General features: G+C 31.0%; 15 protein-coding genes. 3 read left to right on the top strand and 12 right to left on the bottom strand.

Going from position 1 to position 18,490, the window contains the following annotated elements; translation table 11 throughout:
• Positions 1 to 12 precede the first annotated feature (12 nt).
• The gene (gene dnaG / locus RWS90_RS03905; RefSeq protein WP_314548819.1) at positions 13 to 1,803 is read right to left on the bottom strand and encodes a DNA primase; all 1,791 of its coding nucleotides are present in this window, start codon (positions 1,801 to 1,803) and stop codon (positions 13 to 15) included.
• A gap of 396 nt (positions 1,804 to 2,199) precedes the next feature.
• Between dnaG and trkA the strand changes: the two genes are divergently transcribed.
• Positions 2,200 to 3,573 carry a Trk system potassium transporter TrkA gene (trkA, locus tag RWS90_RS03900; protein ID WP_314548818.1) on the top strand — a complete coding sequence of 458 codons (1,374 nt, stop codon included), beginning with the start codon at positions 2,200 to 2,202 and terminating at the stop codon, positions 3,571 to 3,573.
• A gap of 3 nt (positions 3,574 to 3,576) precedes the next feature.
• Positions 3,577 to 5,070 carry a TrkH family potassium uptake protein gene (locus RWS90_RS03895; protein WP_314548817.1) on the top strand — a complete coding sequence of 498 codons (1,494 nt, stop codon included), beginning with the start codon at positions 3,577 to 3,579 and terminating at the stop codon, positions 5,068 to 5,070.
• 170 nt (positions 5,071 to 5,240) lie between these two features.
• Here the strand turns inward: RWS90_RS03895 and RWS90_RS03890 are convergent, their stop codons facing one another.
• The 7 genes from RWS90_RS03890 to RWS90_RS03860 all read right to left on the bottom strand — a co-directional run bounded on the left by RWS90_RS03890 (position 5,241) and on the right by RWS90_RS03860 (position 10,069).
• Positions 5,241 to 5,423 carry a hypothetical protein gene (locus RWS90_RS03890; protein ID WP_314548815.1) on the bottom strand — a complete coding sequence of 61 codons (183 nt, stop codon included), beginning with the start codon at positions 5,421 to 5,423 and terminating at the stop codon, positions 5,241 to 5,243.
• A gap of 127 nt (positions 5,424 to 5,550) precedes the next feature.
• Complete coding sequence (rsmI, locus tag RWS90_RS03885; protein ID WP_314548843.1) at positions 5,551 to 6,387, bottom strand: 16S rRNA (cytidine(1402)-2'-O)-methyltransferase; 837 nt, start codon at positions 6,385 to 6,387, stop codon at positions 5,551 to 5,553.
• Positions 6,384 to 6,695 carry a GIY-YIG nuclease family protein gene (locus RWS90_RS03880; RefSeq protein ID WP_314548812.1) on the bottom strand — a complete coding sequence of 104 codons (312 nt, stop codon included), beginning with the start codon at positions 6,693 to 6,695 and terminating at the stop codon, positions 6,384 to 6,386. The genes rsmI and RWS90_RS03880 overlap by 4 nt, the downstream gene beginning before the upstream one ends.
• Positions 6,679 to 7,413 carry a methyltransferase domain-containing protein gene (locus RWS90_RS03875; protein WP_314548810.1) on the bottom strand — a complete coding sequence of 245 codons (735 nt, stop codon included), beginning with the start codon at positions 7,411 to 7,413 and terminating at the stop codon, positions 6,679 to 6,681. Before RWS90_RS03875 ends, RWS90_RS03880 begins: the two co-directional genes overlap by 17 nt.
• 1 nt (position 7,414) lies before the next feature.
• A complete protein-coding gene (locus RWS90_RS03870) occupies positions 7,415 to 8,251 on the bottom strand; it encodes a DNA polymerase III subunit delta' (RefSeq protein ID WP_314548808.1) in 837 nt (278 codons plus the stop codon).
• Complete coding sequence (gene tmk, locus RWS90_RS03865) at positions 8,241 to 8,867, bottom strand: dTMP kinase (RefSeq protein ID WP_314548805.1); 627 nt, start codon at positions 8,865 to 8,867, stop codon at positions 8,241 to 8,243. Before tmk ends, RWS90_RS03870 begins: the two co-directional genes overlap by 11 nt.
• A 23-nt stretch (positions 8,868 to 8,890) precedes the next feature.
• Positions 8,891 to 10,069: an aminotransferase class I/II-fold pyridoxal phosphate-dependent enzyme gene (locus RWS90_RS03860; protein WP_314548803.1), complete on the bottom strand. Its 1,179-nt coding sequence runs from the start codon at positions 10,067 to 10,069 to the stop codon at positions 8,891 to 8,893.
• Between the two features lie 295 nt (positions 10,070 to 10,364).
• On the opposite strand from RWS90_RS03860, the gene RWS90_RS03855 reads away from it, so the two are divergent.
• Positions 10,365 to 11,450 (top strand): branched-chain amino acid aminotransferase, encoded by a 1,086-nt coding sequence (locus RWS90_RS03855; RefSeq protein WP_314548801.1) that lies wholly within the window; start codon positions 10,365 to 10,367, stop codon positions 11,448 to 11,450.
• A 168-nt stretch (positions 11,451 to 11,618) separates the two neighbouring features.
• Here the strand turns inward: RWS90_RS03855 and RWS90_RS03850 are convergent, their stop codons facing one another.
• The 4 genes from RWS90_RS03850 to RWS90_RS03835 all read right to left on the bottom strand — a co-directional run.
• Positions 11,619 to 12,404, bottom strand: a complete 786-nt coding sequence (locus RWS90_RS03850; protein WP_314548799.1) for a formate/nitrite transporter family protein — start codon at positions 12,402 to 12,404, stop codon at positions 11,619 to 11,621.
• A gap of 260 nt (positions 12,405 to 12,664) precedes the next feature.
• Positions 12,665 to 13,456, bottom strand: coding sequence for a formate/nitrite transporter family protein (locus RWS90_RS03845; RefSeq protein WP_314548797.1), 792 nt, complete (start codon positions 13,454 to 13,456; stop codon positions 12,665 to 12,667).
• A 434-nt stretch (positions 13,457 to 13,890) separates the two neighbouring features.
• The gene (gene rny, locus RWS90_RS03840; RefSeq protein ID WP_314548794.1) at positions 13,891 to 15,444 is read right to left on the bottom strand and encodes a ribonuclease Y; all 1,554 of its coding nucleotides are present in this window, start codon (positions 15,442 to 15,444) and stop codon (positions 13,891 to 13,893) included.
• A 650-nt stretch (positions 15,445 to 16,094) separates the two neighbouring features.
• Positions 16,095 to 18,490: Rib/alpha-like domain-containing protein (locus RWS90_RS03835; RefSeq protein WP_314548793.1), on the bottom strand; the 2,396-nt coding region annotated here is incomplete at its 5' end.

The following is an 18,490-nucleotide window of genomic DNA, read 5'->3' as shown; positions in this document are numbered from 1 at the left end:
GTTCTTCTCCTTCTATTTCTTATATTTTTTCAACTGTGATAATAGTTCTTTTTGAGCTTCTACATCCATTTCTTGAATAGCTACTCTAAGCCTATCTTTAATTTCTTCTAATGTTATTTCTTTCTTAGAAAAATACTTTATATAATCACTTACAACTTCACCTATCGGATTTTCTTCAATTAAAAAATCCGTCTCATCTATATAAGTTGCAAGTCTAACAACTTCTTCATCCTCTATACTATGAATAAACTTGTGAATTTGGAATTCTAAATTATTATTATAATAAATAACCAGATAATCCAATAAATTCTCAAAAACACTTTGAGGAAAATAACATTGTTCTAATTCATTGTATTTTTCCACAAACAATACCCTATCAACAAAAAAATATTTAAACAACTTACATAGTTTTTTATCATAATTAGTTGTTCTAAAGATATGTTCAGGATTAGTCGGCGCTATCCATTCTGCAGCTGCTTTCTTTCTTTTCACATTCACTTGACCTAATTCTTTAAGAAGAACTTGGCGTTCTATTCCGAACTCCTCTGCCAAATTAGTAAGTAAAATGTATTTCAATGATTCATCTTCAATATAGGCTATATTAGTCAAAACTTCATTTTTATATTTAATACGTTGTTCTATATTACTTTTAGAATCATTTTTACAATACTCTATTTTATAATTTATAAAATGTTCTTTGTTATTTTTTACATAGTTAACAACATCAAAATCTGAATTTTTTGAATTTTTCTCTGTTAAAAACTCATCTAAATCTTTCGCACCTGAAAACTTCAACTTATAGACATTATCAGTTTTTTGGATAATTCTATTTCCTATTTCTATCTGTGCTTTAGAACCAGCTTCATCATTATCAAGACTAAGCGTCACCTTATTAACAAGCGATAGAACTTCGTTTAATTTTTTACTATCTATATTTGTCCCCATCAAAGCAACAGCATTTTTAATACCATTTTGATGAGCCTTTATAACATCCATATATCCTTCACAGAAAATCACTTCATTTTCTTTAGTAATAAATTCGCGTGCATCTGAAAAGTTATACAAAACTGTCCTTTTTTCAAAAATTTTCGTTTCTTGCGTATTGTAATATTTTGGAACACTTTTATCCGAAGACATAGTCCTTCCAGAAAATGCTACAACCTGATTTTGATTATTTTTTATTGGGAACATTACTCTGTCTTTAAAAACATCATAATAATTTCCACTATCATTTTTCCCTAACAAACCAGCATCGACCATTTTGTTTAAATCGATTTTATTTGAATTGAAAAAATTAAGAGCAATATTGTTTTCCTTTGGGGCATACCCTATATTGAAATGCTTAATCACATCAATACTAAGTCCCCTATCTAATAAATATTTTAGCGCTCCCTCAGCCTCTTTCGTATTTAATAAGATATAATTATAATAATCCGCCAAAAGCATATGCCCATAATACATCAGATCAAATTCATTATCTAAATCGTAACCCGCTTCTAAATTAATTTTTGACTCTATATTCAGTCCTAGCCTTGTGCCAAGTTTCACGATTGCTTGATCATATGTAATATTTTCAATTAGCGATAAAAACTGGAATATATTACCACCCTTACCGCATCCAAAACAATGGGCAATTTTCTTTTCCGAAGAAACAGTGAACGATGGCGTCTTTTCATTATGAAATGGACATAATCCTAAGTAATTTTGTCCTCTTTTTTCAAGTTTTACATATTCACTAACTAAACTCACTATATCAATATTTTCAAAAATATAGTCTATATCTTGTTTAGATATTTTTGCCACTCCACTGCTCCTCCTTTGTACTAATCATTAAGAATAAAATTAATAGATTTTTTCCCACCATTAATTATAACATAAAACAAAATATTTTAACATACCTTGAAATAACATTTATCCCCTTAGCTAGGAGTTCAGCTAAACTTGTTTTTAATATTTTATTGTTTGTTTATATACAAGTCTTAAAAATTCTCCTCAATCTTTTAGCAATTTATTAATCAGCATAGCACACTACCTCAACACCCCTGAAAACAACAATTTACTATTTTCCTATTATAATTATATAATTTCACTAACACTCCACACTTCATCACTTATTATATCAACACAAACAACAACCATATAGCATTTTATCTAATTATGAGTTATAATATGAATATCATAAAAAAAAGGAGCATAGATGTGAAAGTAATTATAGTCGGTGGTGGTAAAGTTGGCGAACTTCTTTGTGCTGATTTTTCTAACACATTTGATGAAGTAACAATTATCGATACAAATGAAAGACGAGTCGAAAAACTTGTTGAAACATATGATATTAGCGGTTTAATCGGAAACGGCGCAAACTCAGATATATTATTAGAAGCTGATGCTGCAAATGCTGATATGTTTATCTCTGTTACTACAAGTGACGAAATTAATATGATCGCCTGTATAGCAGCCAAACAAATAGGCGCAAAATACACAATAGCTAGAATACGTAATCCCGAATATTCAAAGACAAAAGAATTTATAAAACAATCATTGGGTATTGATCTTATGGTTAATCCAGAATACGAAGCTGCGAAACAAATTTTCTATATGTTAAAATACCCTACCGCTATAAAAGTAGAAAGTTTTTCTAACAATCAATTTAACATATTAGAGGTTATCATAAACGAGAACAGTATTTTAAGAGGAGTTTCTCTTATTGAAAGTAAAAATTATATTGATTTTCCTTCTCTTGTTTGTTTAGTAGAAAGACAAGGGAATGTTTTCGTACCTCGAGGTAACTATGTCTTTGAAGTAGGAGATAAAGTACATATTACCGCTTCTAATAAGAACTTAAAAAAATTCTATAAACTTCTAGGAAACAAAGCCAACCTAGAAAAAAAAGTAACCTCATCTTTAATTATAGGTGCTAGTAAAATAGCTTATTACCTTGTTGATTTTTTACAAAAAGCGTCATTCTATACGAAAGTTATAGAAATTGACAAAGAAAAAGCAATAACTTTAAGTGAAACATATCCAGAAATCGATGTTATCTGGGCTGATGGTAGTGATCGTGACACGTTGATAGAAGAGGGAATTCAAACATTTGATAGTTGCATCTCACTTACCGGACTTGATGAAGAAAATATTATTATAAACCTATATGCTGATAAACTTGGTATCAAAAAAACTGTAGCAAAAGTTAACCGAGCTTCCCTTAAACAAATAGCTGAAGACATCGGGCAATATTCATATATTACACCTAAAGAAATTGTTGGAAATATAATTAAAAAATATACAAAATCTCTACAAGGAAGTCGTGCTTCTGATATAGAAAATTTCTATCGTATCGCTAACAGTAAAGCAGAAGTTATTGAGTTCAAAATAACTAGTGAAAACTGTAAAATAATAGGTACAAAATTAAAAGATTTAGATATTAACGATAATATGCTAATTGCATTTATCATTAGGAACAATAAACAAATCTTCCCTAATGGAGATGACGAACTTAAAGTCAATGATAATGTTGTCGTTGTAAGTTACCAACAAAAACTAGAACATATCGACGATATTCTTGTTAGGGGGTAGCTTATGAATTTTAAAATGATTTTTCACGTTGTAGGTAAAATGTTAATGCTCCTTGCTGGATTACTAATCTTACCTACAATCGTATCAATAATTTATAAAGAACCTACATTGGTTACCAATTCATTTTTTAGTACAATTTTATTATGTTTTGTTCTATCAGCTATTCTTCATCTTTTAACAAAAGATACTGTTGAACGAGATTTTTACAAAAGAGAAGGTTATGTTATAGTTACACTAACTTGGGTGATATTTTCTTTAATAGGTGCATTACCCTTTTATTTATCAGGAGAAATACCTCATTATATAGATAGTTTCTTTGAAACAGTAAGTGGATTTACAACAACAGGTTCAACTATACTAGAAGATATAGAAAAATTAAATAACAGCTTATTATTTTGGCGTAGTTTTACTCACTTCATCGGTGGTATGGGGGTTATCGTTTTTGCACTTGCTATCTTACCTAGATCCCCGCACACTATTCACATAGCTAAGGCAGAAGTACCTGGTCCTTATTTTGGTAAAGTTGTGTCATCTATGAAACAAACAGCCATATATCTTTATGGAATCTACATTGCACTTACCATTATTCTATTTTGTCTTCTACTTTTAGGAGGAATAGGTATATTTGATAGTATTAATCTAGCATTTTCTACTGCTGGTACAGGTGGCTTTGGAGTGAAAAATTCAGGTATTGCATATTATAATAATACTTATATAACAGTCGTTATCGCTATTTTTATGCTTATTTTCTCCATGAATTTAAGTTTAATATATTTTATCGTATTCAAAAGATACTTTAAAGTACTGAAAAGTGAAGAATTACGTTGGTTTTTTGGAATGATTTCTATACTTTCTGTTATAATGTTCCTTGATATATATCGATCTTATGACACACCAAATCATAGTTTACTTGATGTATTCTTTACAGTTTCATCAGTTGTTTCTACTACAGGTTTTACCTATAATGATTTTAATATCTGGCCTGTATTTTCTAAAATGATAATTTTAATATTAATGATTGTCGGTGGTTGTACAGGGGGAACAGCCGGGGGAATAAAAATACCTAGACTTATTTTCTTCGTCAAAAATGCTAAACAAAGTATCGGAAAGGCTCTAAATCCTAGAAAAATAACGATGTTTAAAATAGATGGAAAAGTTATTAAAGATACAACACCTTTATCTAATTACCTACTATTATTCGGATTCGTATATGTTATACTTTTATTTTTAGTAACATTCCAAATAAACAATTTTGAAGATGCCATTTCTTTAACTGTTACATCTATCAGTAATGCAGGACCCGCATTTAATCACTACGGACCTATGAGTAATTTTTCTCAGATACCTTACTTTACAAAAATAGTGTTATCAATATCAATGTTATTAGGCCGTTTAGAACTTATGCCATTAATAGTTTTCTTCTCGGCAAATACATGGAAAAAACGAAGAAAAAAAGCTAGGGAAAATCAAAAAATTATAAATAATTGCAATGAATAATTTTCATATTATATAAACTTCCATTAGAAGTTGACCCGAAAGTCCTAAATTTTAACGAAGTTCATATAAGAATTCATAGTCACAGGGGGATTGATATCTGAATTTGCTTTATGAAACTTTTTAGATATCTGATAAACTACTTCGAGAAGCAACTCAACAAAAGACGAAATCTACTTATAGATCTCGTCTTTTATCATTGAAACTATTCCTTGAATTTCCTCATTAATTCTTTCATCTAGTTCCTCTTTTGTAATTAATTCATCATTATGTGCTTCTGTATAACCAAGTATTACACCTAGAGAATTTTTAACATTATGCAACATAATCTTTTTCTTCTGTTCATTCTTGTCCAACTCTGAACTTCTTCTATAAATTAAAAATATATTTAAGAATACAAAAAATGTTAGTGGCAGGAAAAATATTTTTATATGTATTGCAGCAATTAGAAAGATCACTATTAATATATTCACAGATATAAAACTAATCATATTTTTCATGATATAAACTATAAACCTCTTTTTTATTTATGCCATATTCTTTAGCAGTATTTTTAATAGCTTCTGATTTTTTCTCACCACTTTGAACTTTTTCGTATATTAATTCTACAATATCATCAAGGTTAATTTCTTTATGCTCTTCTTCTTTTGACGGAGAAATAATAACAACAAATTCCCCTTTTTCCTTAATCTTTTCACCTATCATCTCCAATATTACACTAGCCTCAAATGTTTCTATTTGTTCAAACATCTTCGTAAGTTCTCTAGCTACAGCAATTTCCCTTGATGGAGCTATCTTTACAATCTCTTCTATTAGATTTCTAACCCTATGCGGACTCTCATACAAAATCCCCGTTGTTTTTGAGTTCAAAATAACTTCTAACTTTTGTTTAAGTTCTTTACTTTTTCTTGGTAAAAATCCATAAAAAGTATAGTTATAAGATTCAATTCCACTCGCTACTAGCGCAGTAAGAGCGGCATTAGCTCCTGGTAAAGCTACTACATCAAGCCCCGCACTCTTTACCTTGTCAACTAATACATAACCTGGATCAGAAATACATGGCATACCTGCATCAGTTACTAATGCTACGTCTAACCCATCTTCTAAGTATTCAATTATTTTATCGCTCATTTTATCCTCATTATGTTCATGATAACTAAGTAATTTCTTACCCTTCACTTCGTAATGATTCAACAACTTCTGAGTATTTCTCGTATCTTCACAAGCTATAATATCCGCTTCTTTTAACACTCTTAATGCTCTTAATGTAATATCTTCCAAGTTACCAATTGGTGTTCCTACTAAATATAACATAGTTATTTTTCCTTTATTTTCATATTAAAATCTTTCAAATCTTGCCTTTTATTTTCATTCAAATTTAATAAAATATATTCTTCTTTTTTACTACGCGTCAATTTCTTAAATAAACTTTCTGCACGTGTAGCTTCACTTTTCGTCTCAAACTCTTCAAAATAAATAAGTTTAACAGGTACCCTTACTCTCGTATACTTCGCACCTTTTTTCGCGTTATGAGTTTTTATTCGTCTAACGATATCTGTTGTATATCCAGTATACCAAGTTTTGTCGCAACACTCAACTACATACATAAAACTACTCATAAATTCCATACACTTTCTTCATCTCATCTGTATAACTACCATCTTCATTATAAATATAAAACGGCTGTTCAACTTTAATATCACTAACCTTTGAGATACTTCCTTCAACAAGTACTATTTTACTATTTTCACTTGATGACTTACTATATACAAATCTGATTCGCTTAATAGCTAAACCATATTTTTCACATTCTGAAATAACATCTCCAATTCTATACGTTCTGTGAACTAATGCAAATTTCCCATTTTGTTTAACTAAATATCTTATCGCTTGAACTACATCGCTAAGATTACACAATAATTCATGTCTTGATATATTATGATTGTGCTTTTCTCTTTGATTTGGCATATTCTCTACTGGAAAATAAGGTGGATTGCATATAACATAATCAAATGATGACGGTCTATAATATTCTTTTACATTTTTTATATCACCATATCTCACTTCTACATTATTAATTCCATTTAGCTCCAAACTCTTTTTACTAAGTTCAACTAAATCTTCTTGGATTTCTAACATTTCTATCTTAGCAGCAGATTTTTCTCTTAGAATTATCGAGATACCTCCATTACCACTACAAAGTTCTATTATATTCTTTTTAAAACTTTTTGGTACATTTGCAAAATATGGGAGTAAAAACGAATCTGTTGACATGCTATAATAATCAACTTTTTGTAGTATTTTAAAATTCTTAGAAACTGTATCTATCCTCAAATTATCTTCCATACTAACCTCGTATTAAAAATTCTAAATTATTATTCTCTAATAAAACTGTAAAAAGAAACTTCTCTAAAACTAAAGTCGCATTAACATTAGAATTCAAATCTGTAACAGCTAAGAGTACTTTTTCCTGCACTCTACTTATGTTCAAGGCATCGTGCAGATTATTTTCAGTATAACTATTATTAATTTTAATACTCAAGTGTTTAAAAAGATCTACTATATCATCTTTTGTTTTCAACTTTTCTAAAAGATAAATATTTGCTAAATGAGGTTTATTAATGTATCTTCTTACATATTCATTAACAACATGAATTAATTCTTCATTTTTTTCAATCTCAGTATTTTCACTTTGTCCTACTAGTTTTATTTGTTGGCAACGAGAAATGATTGTAGGTAATACTGCACTGATATTTTTACAACTAAGTATAGCTATAATATCATCTTCAGGCTCTTCTAAAAATTTAAGAAGACTATTAGCTGCTTGTTCAGTCATCTTTTCGATATCTTTTATCCAATATATTTTTTTACCATAAAATGATTTAACGCTTAAATCTGATTTTAACATTTGGATTTCTTCTTTTTTTATAGAAGATTCACTCGTTAATCTATAAAAATCTATATAGTTACTATGGTTTATACTATGACAATTCTTACATTCTTCACAACTGAAAAATTCATTATTTTTATTTTCTAAACAAAATATCGCTTTAACAAAACTTAAAATAAACTCATCACAATATAAACTATCCTCACCTATTACTAAATAGGCATGGGATAGTTTATTAGTTTTTAATGTATTTGTTAAAGATTTTATTACAATTGTATCTTTACTAAAGTTCATTGTTTAAAAATCCTTCCAATATTGAAAGTGCCTGTTTTTGGACATTCTCAAAAGTATCACTGGCATCTATTACTTTAATGCGCCCACTATTTTCTTTTGAAAGATCATCATAACCTCGTTTAACATTTTTGTAAAAATTCAAACTTTCTTGATCCATTCGGTTATTATCATCTCTATTTTTTGTGCGAGCTAATCCTACTTCAACATCTATAGAAAAGTATAACGTTAAATCAGGTTCAAGATTATCAGTAGCGTATGCATTTATATCTAAGATTTCTTGTTTATCTAAACCACGACCATAAGATTGATAGGCTACTGAACTATCTACAAAACGGTCACATATCACTATATAGCCATCATTTACATACGGTAATATTTTTTTTACAATATGATCACGTCGACTTGCACAAAACAGTAGACTTTCAGTCTTTGCATCGATATCATTTGAACTATCAAAAAGAAGCTCTCTTACTTTCTCGCTAAACTCTGTACCACCAGGTTCTCGTGTCGTAATTACTTTATACCCTTTTTCTTTTAAATATTCTGTAGCAAAGGTAATAAAACTAGTTTTACCTGAACCATCTGAACCCTCTACTGTTATGAATTTACCCTTCATTGTAATGACCTTTCTACTATAATTTATTTATTCATAAATTGAGAAATTCTTTCAACAGCTTCTTTAATATTTTCTATGCTCGTTGCATAACTAATTCTAAAGAAATCATTGTATGCTTTCCCAAATGCTGTTCCAGGGATAACCCCCACACGCGCTTCTTTCGCTAATAATTTACAAAACTCCATGGCTCCTAGGTCACGATATTTTGCAGGAATCTTAGCGAAAATATAAAATGCTCCATCTATTTCTGGAATTTCAAATCCTAACTCACGAAGTTTTGGAACCATATAATCTTTTCTTTCTCGATATGTTTCAATCATATGATTATTATATTTATCAACATTATCATCACTTAATGCTACTACTGCTGCATCTTGAATGAATGTTGGTGCTCCAGATACTGTAAACAGATGGAATACACCAATTTTTCTAATCATTGCTTCAGGAGCAGCAATAAATCCTACACGCCATCCTGTCATAGCATGTGATTTTGATAATCCACTAATAAGCACCGTTTGCTCTGGAATAAATTCAGCTAGAGATGTATGTTTGAAATTATAAGTAATATCACCATAAATTTCATCACTAAGCACAAAAATATCATATTTACCTAATACATCAGCAATAGCCTTAACCTCATCTCTTGTATAAGAAACACCACTAGGATTATTTGGATAATTAATTAAAATTGCTTTTGCGTCTTTATTTTCTTCTAAAGCTTTTTCTAAATCACTTGGTCGCACTTTAAAACCATTATCGGCAGTATCAATAAATTTAATATTACATTTATTTAAAATACCTACACCTTCATACGCTGAGAAATACGGTGTCACTACCAAAATAGTATCCCCTTGATTTGTAACGGCAGAAATCGTATGTTCAATCGCCGCAGAAGCTCCAATTGTTACAATAACCTCATCAGAACTATATTTTAGGTTATATCTTTTCTCTAAATTTTTAGCCCACGCTGCTCTTAGTGGTTCAATACCATTATTTACAGAATAGTGAGTTCTATTATTATCTAATGCAGCTTTAGCAGCTTCTTTAACTTCTTCAGCAGTGTCAAAGTCCGGTTCCCCTAATGTTAATTTTATAATTCCTTCTATAGATGAAGCGTATCTATCAAACTCTCTAATCGGCGAACCAGTAAGATTCGCTAATGATGTATTAAATTTATTTTCTAATGTTTTTCTTATTTCCATATCTATCTATCTTCCTTCTTTTATTTTAGATACATTGTTAATGTAACATTATTAATATTGTACCATATTTCAGGAAAAATTTAAATTCCTATTAAACAATATTAAATAAAATTATAAACAATGAATAAATAATATTTTATAGTATTTTCATAATAATTTCAATATCAAAAATCGGATAGTTTGAATAAAAATTCAGAAAATTTGAAGAAAAGTATTGAAAAAATGTGAAATTAGTATTATAATATTTTTAACAAATTCAAAAATTAATTGTTTAAATATAAGGAGAAATATAATTATGACAAAACTAACAGTAAATGATATCCGAGTAGAACTTACTACCAATCCAAAAGAAAAGACACCAGATGATAAACTAGGATTTGGTTCCGTGTTTACAGACCATATGTTCGTTATGGACTGGTCATCTGACAAAGGTTGGTACGATCCACGAATCGTGCCTTACGGACCAATTCCAGTATCACCTGCATTAAATGTATTACACTATGGACAAAGTGTTTTTGAAGGAATGAAAGCATATAATGCTAACGGTGAAGCAGTTTTATTCCGTCCTGAACAAAACTTTAAACGTCTAAACAAATCATCAGACCGTATCGCTTTACCAGAATTAGATGAAGAATTTGCATTAGCTGCACTTAAAAAATTAATCTCTATTGATAAAGATTGGATTCCTAAATCTGAAGGTACTTCACTATATGTTAGACCATTCTTATATGGTGCCGAAGAAGCTCTTGGAGTTCACCCAAACCATGAAGTTAAGTTTATAATCATCTTATCTCCATCAGGAAGCTACTTCAAAGCTGGTCTTCAACCAAATAAAATCTTCGTAGAACACGAATATGTACGTGCTGTACGTGGTGGATTCGGATTTGCTAAAACTGCAGGTAACTATGCTGGATCACTTAAAGGTCAAAAGAAAGCTCAAGAACTTGGTTACTCTCAATCACTATGGCTTGATGGAGTAGAACAAAAATATATTGAAGAAGGTGGAGCAATGAATATCTTCTTCAAAATTGATGGTACATTCGTAACACCAGAATTAAACGGTTCTATCCTTCCAGGTATCACTCGTGCTTCAGTATTAGAACTTCTAAGATCTCTAGGTGAAAAAGTAGAAGAAAGAAGACTTTCTTTAGAAGAAGTTTACGAAGCATATGACAATGGAAAACTTGAAGAAGTATTCCTATGTGGTACTGCAGCAGTAATCGCTCCTGTTGGAGAATTATTCGATGGTACTAAGAAACTAGAGTTAATCACAGATAATAAACCAGGAGAATGGACTCAAAAAATTTACAACCTACTTACAGGTATCCAATTAGGCAAAGTAGAAGATAAATTCGGATGGGTTGTTAAAGTAGAAGAATAAAATAAATAAAAGATTCCAAGTTTAATGATTTGGAATCTTTTTTTATACTATTTTACAATAAAACCTAACAATATGATAAAAAGATGAAGTAGTGAATTAACTCTACTTCATCTTATATATTTGCTAATACTTTTAATGCAAATCTTTATTTATATAACTATTTTAAGCTTATTTTTTATAAGCAAATGTGTATAAAGCAGAAACTAAAGTTACAGCTCCTACAAAGTTACCTAAAAACACAGTACCCATATTTTGGATAAATTGTAAAACTGAGATATTTGCACCTTCAAACATTGCAGCTGGGATTGCGAACATGTTCGCAACCAAGTGTTGGAATCCAATAGCAACGAATGTCATAATTGGGAACCATACACCGAACATTTTACTACCTAAATCTCTAGCAGCAAAGTTTAACCATACCGCCATACCTACTAGCCAGTTACATCCTACTGCTGAGAAGAATACTTGCCAGAATGTTAAGTATACTTTTGATTCACCAGCTGAAATAGTTTTAGCTGCAATAGCTCCACCAGTTAAACCAGTTAAATGTCCTAAGAAATAAGCAATAACTAGAGAACCAACAAGGTTAGCAAATGTGATAACAACCATATTTTTAGCTAACAGTTTGAAACTAATTTTCTTATTAAACCACGCAACAGTTACAGCCATCATATTACCTGTAACTAACTCTCCTCCACCTACTAAAATACAAATAAGTCCGATTGGGAAAACAGATGCTCCTAATAATGCACCGATTCCTCCGAATTCTTTAGGAATTGATCCTGATACACGAAGTAAAGCTAAAAAACCTACCCCGATAAATGCTCCACCTAGGAAACCTAAACTTAACATATATTTAAGACTTGCAGTCGCTTTAGCAACACCTTTTTTACAAGTTAACTCATAAGTTTCTTGTGGTTCTAAAAATACTTTAGATTCTACAGTGTTTGTCATTATAACACTCTCCTTAAAAATTTATAATAATTACATAGATATGTATTTTTCCTACATCTATAATAAAGATTATACAATAACAACGATATTTTTTCAACCCTGTTTTAATACAGCTTTCATTAAAATATGCATAATTTCACAAACTTTAAAAATATGAAAAATATTAAGGAAAATAAATATATTTAAAATTTCATTCCTTTTCAAAAATAATAACCGTTAGAAATAAAACGTTTTCTAACGGTTATTAAAAATATTATATTTTAACTTTTCTTTTTATAGGCCAGTGTATATAGTCCAGCCACTAATACAGCTCCACCTAAAAAATTTCCTAAAAAAATTACAATCATATTATTTAGAAATTGCATCAAAGTAATATTAGCACCTCCAAATATAGCTGCTGGAATAACAAACATATTCGCTACTACGTGTTGGAATCCAACGGCAACAAAGGTCATAATAGGAAACCACGTACCAATTATTTTACCACCAACATCTTTAGCACAAAATGATAACCATGCCCCCATACCCACTAGCCAGTTACACCCTACACCAGAGAATAAACCTTGCCAAAAAGTTGCGTTAACTTTTGACTCCGCTGTAGCTAAAGTTTTCGCAAATGTCGCTCCTTCAGTAAGCCCAGTTACATGACCTAAAAAATAAGCTACAAAAACAGCTCCTACTAAATTTGCTAGAGTGATAATAATTAAATTTTTCACTAACATTCCTAAACTAACTTTCTTATTAAAAAATGCCAATGTTACTGCCATCATATTACTAGTAATCAGTTCTCCACCGCCTACTAATATACAAATCAAGCCAATCGGAAAGACTGCTGCTCCTAATAAAACACCTAATCCTCCAAATTCATGTGGTATAGAGCCTGCAACTTTCAAATAAGCAAGATATCCTACTGCAATAAAAGCTCCACCTAGGAATCCTAAACTTAACATATACTTTAAGCTTCCCGAAGCTTTTGCTACACCTTTTTTACTAGTGTATTCATATAATTCTTGAGGCTCTAAATAAGCCTTTGTATGTATATATTCTGACATAACTTTTGTCTCCTTATGATATTCTACAGATATTATACAACAACGCTAATTCATTAACAAATCCACATTCAATCATAAAAATTTATATATTTTTATTTTAATATATATTAAAAGATTTGAATTAACTAAAAAGATGAAGATTTTTTCTTTATGCACCAGTTTTCTCAAATTCTTACTAAAATTAGACTCAATCATCATTTAGATATAAATTTTCTTATTTCAGCGTCTTCACATTTATTATTTTTCAATTATAATATTTTTATATTCACTGGAAATTCGATACAAAATACTGATTTTCGTTTATTCCCCTATATATTATTTCAGCCATGAAAAATTAATTATACTCTTCACATAACTTCTTAATAAGTTCATTCAATAACCAACGTAAAACACCATACAAAAAAGCGATTGGACATTTCCAATCGCTTAATTTACTATCTTGCAAGCTTAACCGCTCTAACCTCTCTGATAACATTAACTTTAATGTTTCCTGGGTATTGCATCGTTTCTTCGATTTTATTCTTAACTTCTTTGGCAATTTTGTAAGTTTTAGTATCATCTACTTCTTCAGGATTTACAATTACTCGAATTTCACGACCTGCTTGAATAGCGAATGTTTTCTCAACACCTTTGTGTTCATTAGCAATCTCTTCAAGTTTTTGTAGACGTTTAATATAATTTTCTAATGACTCTCTACGAGCTCCTGGACGTGATGCAGAAAGTGCATCCGCTGTGGCAACAATTACAGAAATCGGATGTGTCGGTTCAGTATCTCCATGGTGTGATGCGATTGCATTTACAACTATCGCATTCTCTTTGTATTTAAGAGCTAATGCAACACCAATTTCAACGTGTGAACCTTCAATCTCATGATCAAGCGCTTTACCGATGTCATGTAGCAACCCTGCACGACGCGCTGTTGCAACATCAAAGTCTAACTCAGCTGCGATAAGCCCTGCAATATATGCAACTTCCATAGAGTGTTGTAGTCCGTTTTGACCATAACTTGTTCTATATTTTAGCTTACCAACTATTTTTACTAAGTCAGGATGCATATTATGGATTCCAAGATCAAATGTAGCTTGTTCCCCTGCATCTCTAATAACTTGATCTATGTTTTTACGTGCTTTATCAACAGCTTCCTCGATTTTAGAAGGATGAATACGACCGTCATCAATAAGTGATTTAATCGCTGTTTTAGCAATCTCACGACGTATTGGATCATATCCTGAAAGGATAACTGCTTCCGGAGTATCGTCTATAATTAAGTCAACACCAGTTAATGTTTCTAGAGTACGAATATTTCTACCTTCACGACCGATAATACGACCTTTCATATCATCACTAGGAAGATCAACAACAGATACTGTAGTTTCACTAACTACATCTGTAGCAAAGCGTTGTAATGACTGAACAATAAGTTCTTTTGCACGTTTATCAGCAACGCTTTTCGCCTCAAGTTCTTTATTTCTTATATATATTGCCATATCTTTAGCCATATCAGTTTCAACTGCGGCCATAATCTCTTCACGAGCTTGTTCTTCTGTTAAGTTTGCAATTCTTTGCAACTCTGTTTCTTGTTGAATCTTAAGTTGATTAACCTCAGTACTTTTTTCTTCAAGTAATTGAGATTTCTCTTCCAATTTCATCTCTCTTGAACTTAACAATTCGTCTTTTTTATTTAAAAGCTCTGTTTGACGTTCTAATGAAGATTCTTTTTGAACGATTCTATCTTCCTGTCTTTGAATATCTTGTTTTTTAAATTCTGCTTCTTTATTAGCAATGTTAATTATCTCTTCGGCATCTTTTCTCGCTATAGTAGTTTCTTTTTCAACTATATATCTAGCCTCTTTTCTAGCTTCACCTATAATATGTTCAGCATCCTGTTTAGATAACTCTAATCTTTTTTGAATAGAATTTTTTGAAATAATATACCCAAATAAAAGTCCAACAAGTAAAGCTGCAACACTGATTATTCCATAAATCATTTTGCAACCTCTTTCTATTTGTAAATTTTTTTATTATGATATCACCTAATTATTAACATTTACAACGTTAACAGTTCAGTACATACCATAAATATAATTTTACACTACACATGTGAAAAAGTCAATAGTTCACTTAGGGGAAATCACAGTTGTATTGTAGTAAAAATAGTAACATCTTGAGTAAATAAGAAGAAAAATAGCACACTACAATAAAAAATATTACAATAAAATTTCTAACTCTATCAAAAATAAAATTGTATCATTGTATAAAGATACTCATTATAATTTTTTTCATATTTCGATAAATTCTCCACTCTTTATGATTTTTATATTTACACAAATATTATACACTATCAACTATTTTCTTTAATAAAGATAAAATTAAAACTAAAAATATAAAAAAGGGAGTGACTAAAAAATCGTGATTTCTTAAGAAACAAAATTTTGTAGAGTCACCCCCGCAAGGTTTATCAGATATCTAAATTCGTTTTATAAAAGTTTTTTAGATATCAATAACCCACTATACCTATGAGTTTTTATATAAGATTTTTTTAGATTTAAGGCTTGAGGATAAATCCTTTCCCTATATTTTTCAACTCAACCGCACTTAACAAAGAACTTAAATCAAAATACTATTTCTATTTTGAATATTATTTTTCTTTACGTCCTCTTCTTAATCCAACTAATCCTAAAATTGCTAATCCTAAGCCTGCTAAAGTAGAATTATTGTCAGAAATACCTGTATTTGGTAATACTTTTTCACCTTCTTTAACTACTGTAGCTTTAGCTTTTTCTGAATTTACTGTTACTTCTGTTGTAGACGGTTTTTCTTGACGTGGAGTTGGAGTTGCTTTCGGAGTTACTATCACTGGTACTTCAATCTCAACAATTTCTCCTGAAGATAATTTAACCTTAACTTTAACACTTGGTTTTTGACCTGGTGTTTCAGTTGTTGGAATCTCTCCTATTTCCACTAATTCTGCACCTTTTGGAAGATCTATATGTAATCCAACATCTTCTTTAGTAACCGGATCACCTACTACTACTACTATTGGTTTTGTTTTAATCGTTAGTTTTACCGGAGTATCTTTTGGTGTTACTGTTACTGGTACCTCTAATGTGATTTTTCTTCCATCTGGTAATTCAATTTCCACCGGTACTACTGGCTTAGTTCCAGGAGTCGCTGTTGTTGGAATTTCTCCTACTTTTGTAATCTTCCATCCTTCTGGTAAACCGACTTTCTTCTTAACATCATCTTTCGTAATTGGTGTTCCCACTTCTACTACAATAGGTATTACTTTCGGTGTTACAACCACAGGTACATCTATTTCGATAATCTCACCAGCTGGAACTTTGATTTTCACTTTAACACTTGGTTTTACTCCTGCTGGAATTGTTGTTGGAATTTCTCCTACTTCTACAATTCCCCATCCTGGTTCTTTTGGTAAATCAATATGATCTTTTACATCATCTGGTGTAATTGGTGTTCCTTGTGGCACAACTATTTGTCTTACAGTTGGTGTTACGATTACCGGTACGTCGACTGTAACCTTACGTCCATCTGGTAATTGAATTTCCACTGGAACAACCGGTTTTGTTCCTGGAGTTGTAGTTGTTGGAATTTCTCCTACTTTTGTTACAGTCCATCCTTTTGGTAATTCAATATGTTTCTTAACATCTTCTGGTGTAACTGGTGTTCCTACTGATACTACTACCGGTGTTACTTTTGGTGTTACGATTACTGGTATATCCATAGTTACTCGAATTCCATTTGGTAATTCAATCACAACTGGAATACTTGGTCTTTTACCTGGTACATCTGTTGTTGGTTTATCTCCAATTGAGATAACTTTTGCTCCTTTTGGAATGTGTTTTTCAACATCCTCTGGAGTAATTGAATCTCCTTGTTTTTTAACAATATCTCTAATAGGTGTTACATTTACTGGTACTTCTACTGTAACTACTTTCCCATTTGGTAATGTAATCGTTACTTTTACTGGATCTTTCTTACCTGGTGTTGTTAAATCTGGAAGGTCTCCTACTTTAAATGTTGCTCCTTCTGGTACTTTAATTTGTTTTAAGATATCCTCTGGAGTCAGTTTGTCTTTTGTTACTGGTGTTTCAATTGGTGTAATTGGTGTTACATTTACTGGAACTTCTACCGTAACCACTTTGCCATTCGGTAATGTCACAGTTACTTTAACTGGGTCTTTCTTACCTGGTGTTGTTAAATCTGGTAAGTCTCCGACCTTAGCTGTTGCTCCGTCTGGTACTTTAATTTGTTTCAAGATATCCTCTGGAGTCAATTTATCTGTTGTAACTGGCGTTTCAATTTCTTTAATTGGTGTTACATTTACCGGTACTTTTACTGTATATGATTTACCATTTTTCAATGTAATCTTAACTTCTACAGGTGTTTTTTCTCCTGGTGTTGTTAAGTCTGGAAGACCACCTACTACCTCAACTATTGCTCCATCTGGAACATTTAGACCTTTAGTATAGTCACCTTTTTCTAATGGAGTCTTTGTTACTGGTGTTTCGATTGGTGTTGGTTTTGATTCCACAACTTTAATAGTTGCTGGAACTTCTACTAACACTTTTCCATCTTTATCTTTTACAACTACTGTAACTGGTTTATCCCCTGGTGTTGTTCCATCATATGGAGTTGTTTGTCCTTCTGGAACTTTGTATTCGAATGTTGACCCTTCTGGATAATCACTTGGTGTGATACTATCTTCAGCTTTAGGTTTATCTTTATCTTCAGCATTTACTGGAGTTAATTGTTCTTTACCTTGAACAACCTTAATTTTCGCTGGTACTTCTACAATAGTATCTCCATCTGGATCTTTCACGACTACAGTAACATCTTTTTCACCCGGTGTTGTTCCATCATATGGAGTTGTTTGTCCTTTTGGAGTTTTATATTCAAACGTTGAACCTTCTGGATAATTATCTGGAGTGATACTATCTTGTGGTTTTGGTTTCTTATCATTTTCAGCATTCACAGGGACATATTGTGTCTTAGGTTCTACTACTACAATTGTCG

Source organism: uncultured Gemella sp. (assembly GCF_963529685.1).
GTDB lineage: Bacteria > Bacillota > Bacilli > Staphylococcales > Gemellaceae > Gemella.
The sequence above is the reverse complement of the archived record's forward strand: the minus strand, read 5'-3'. Positions and strand labels throughout refer to the sequence as shown.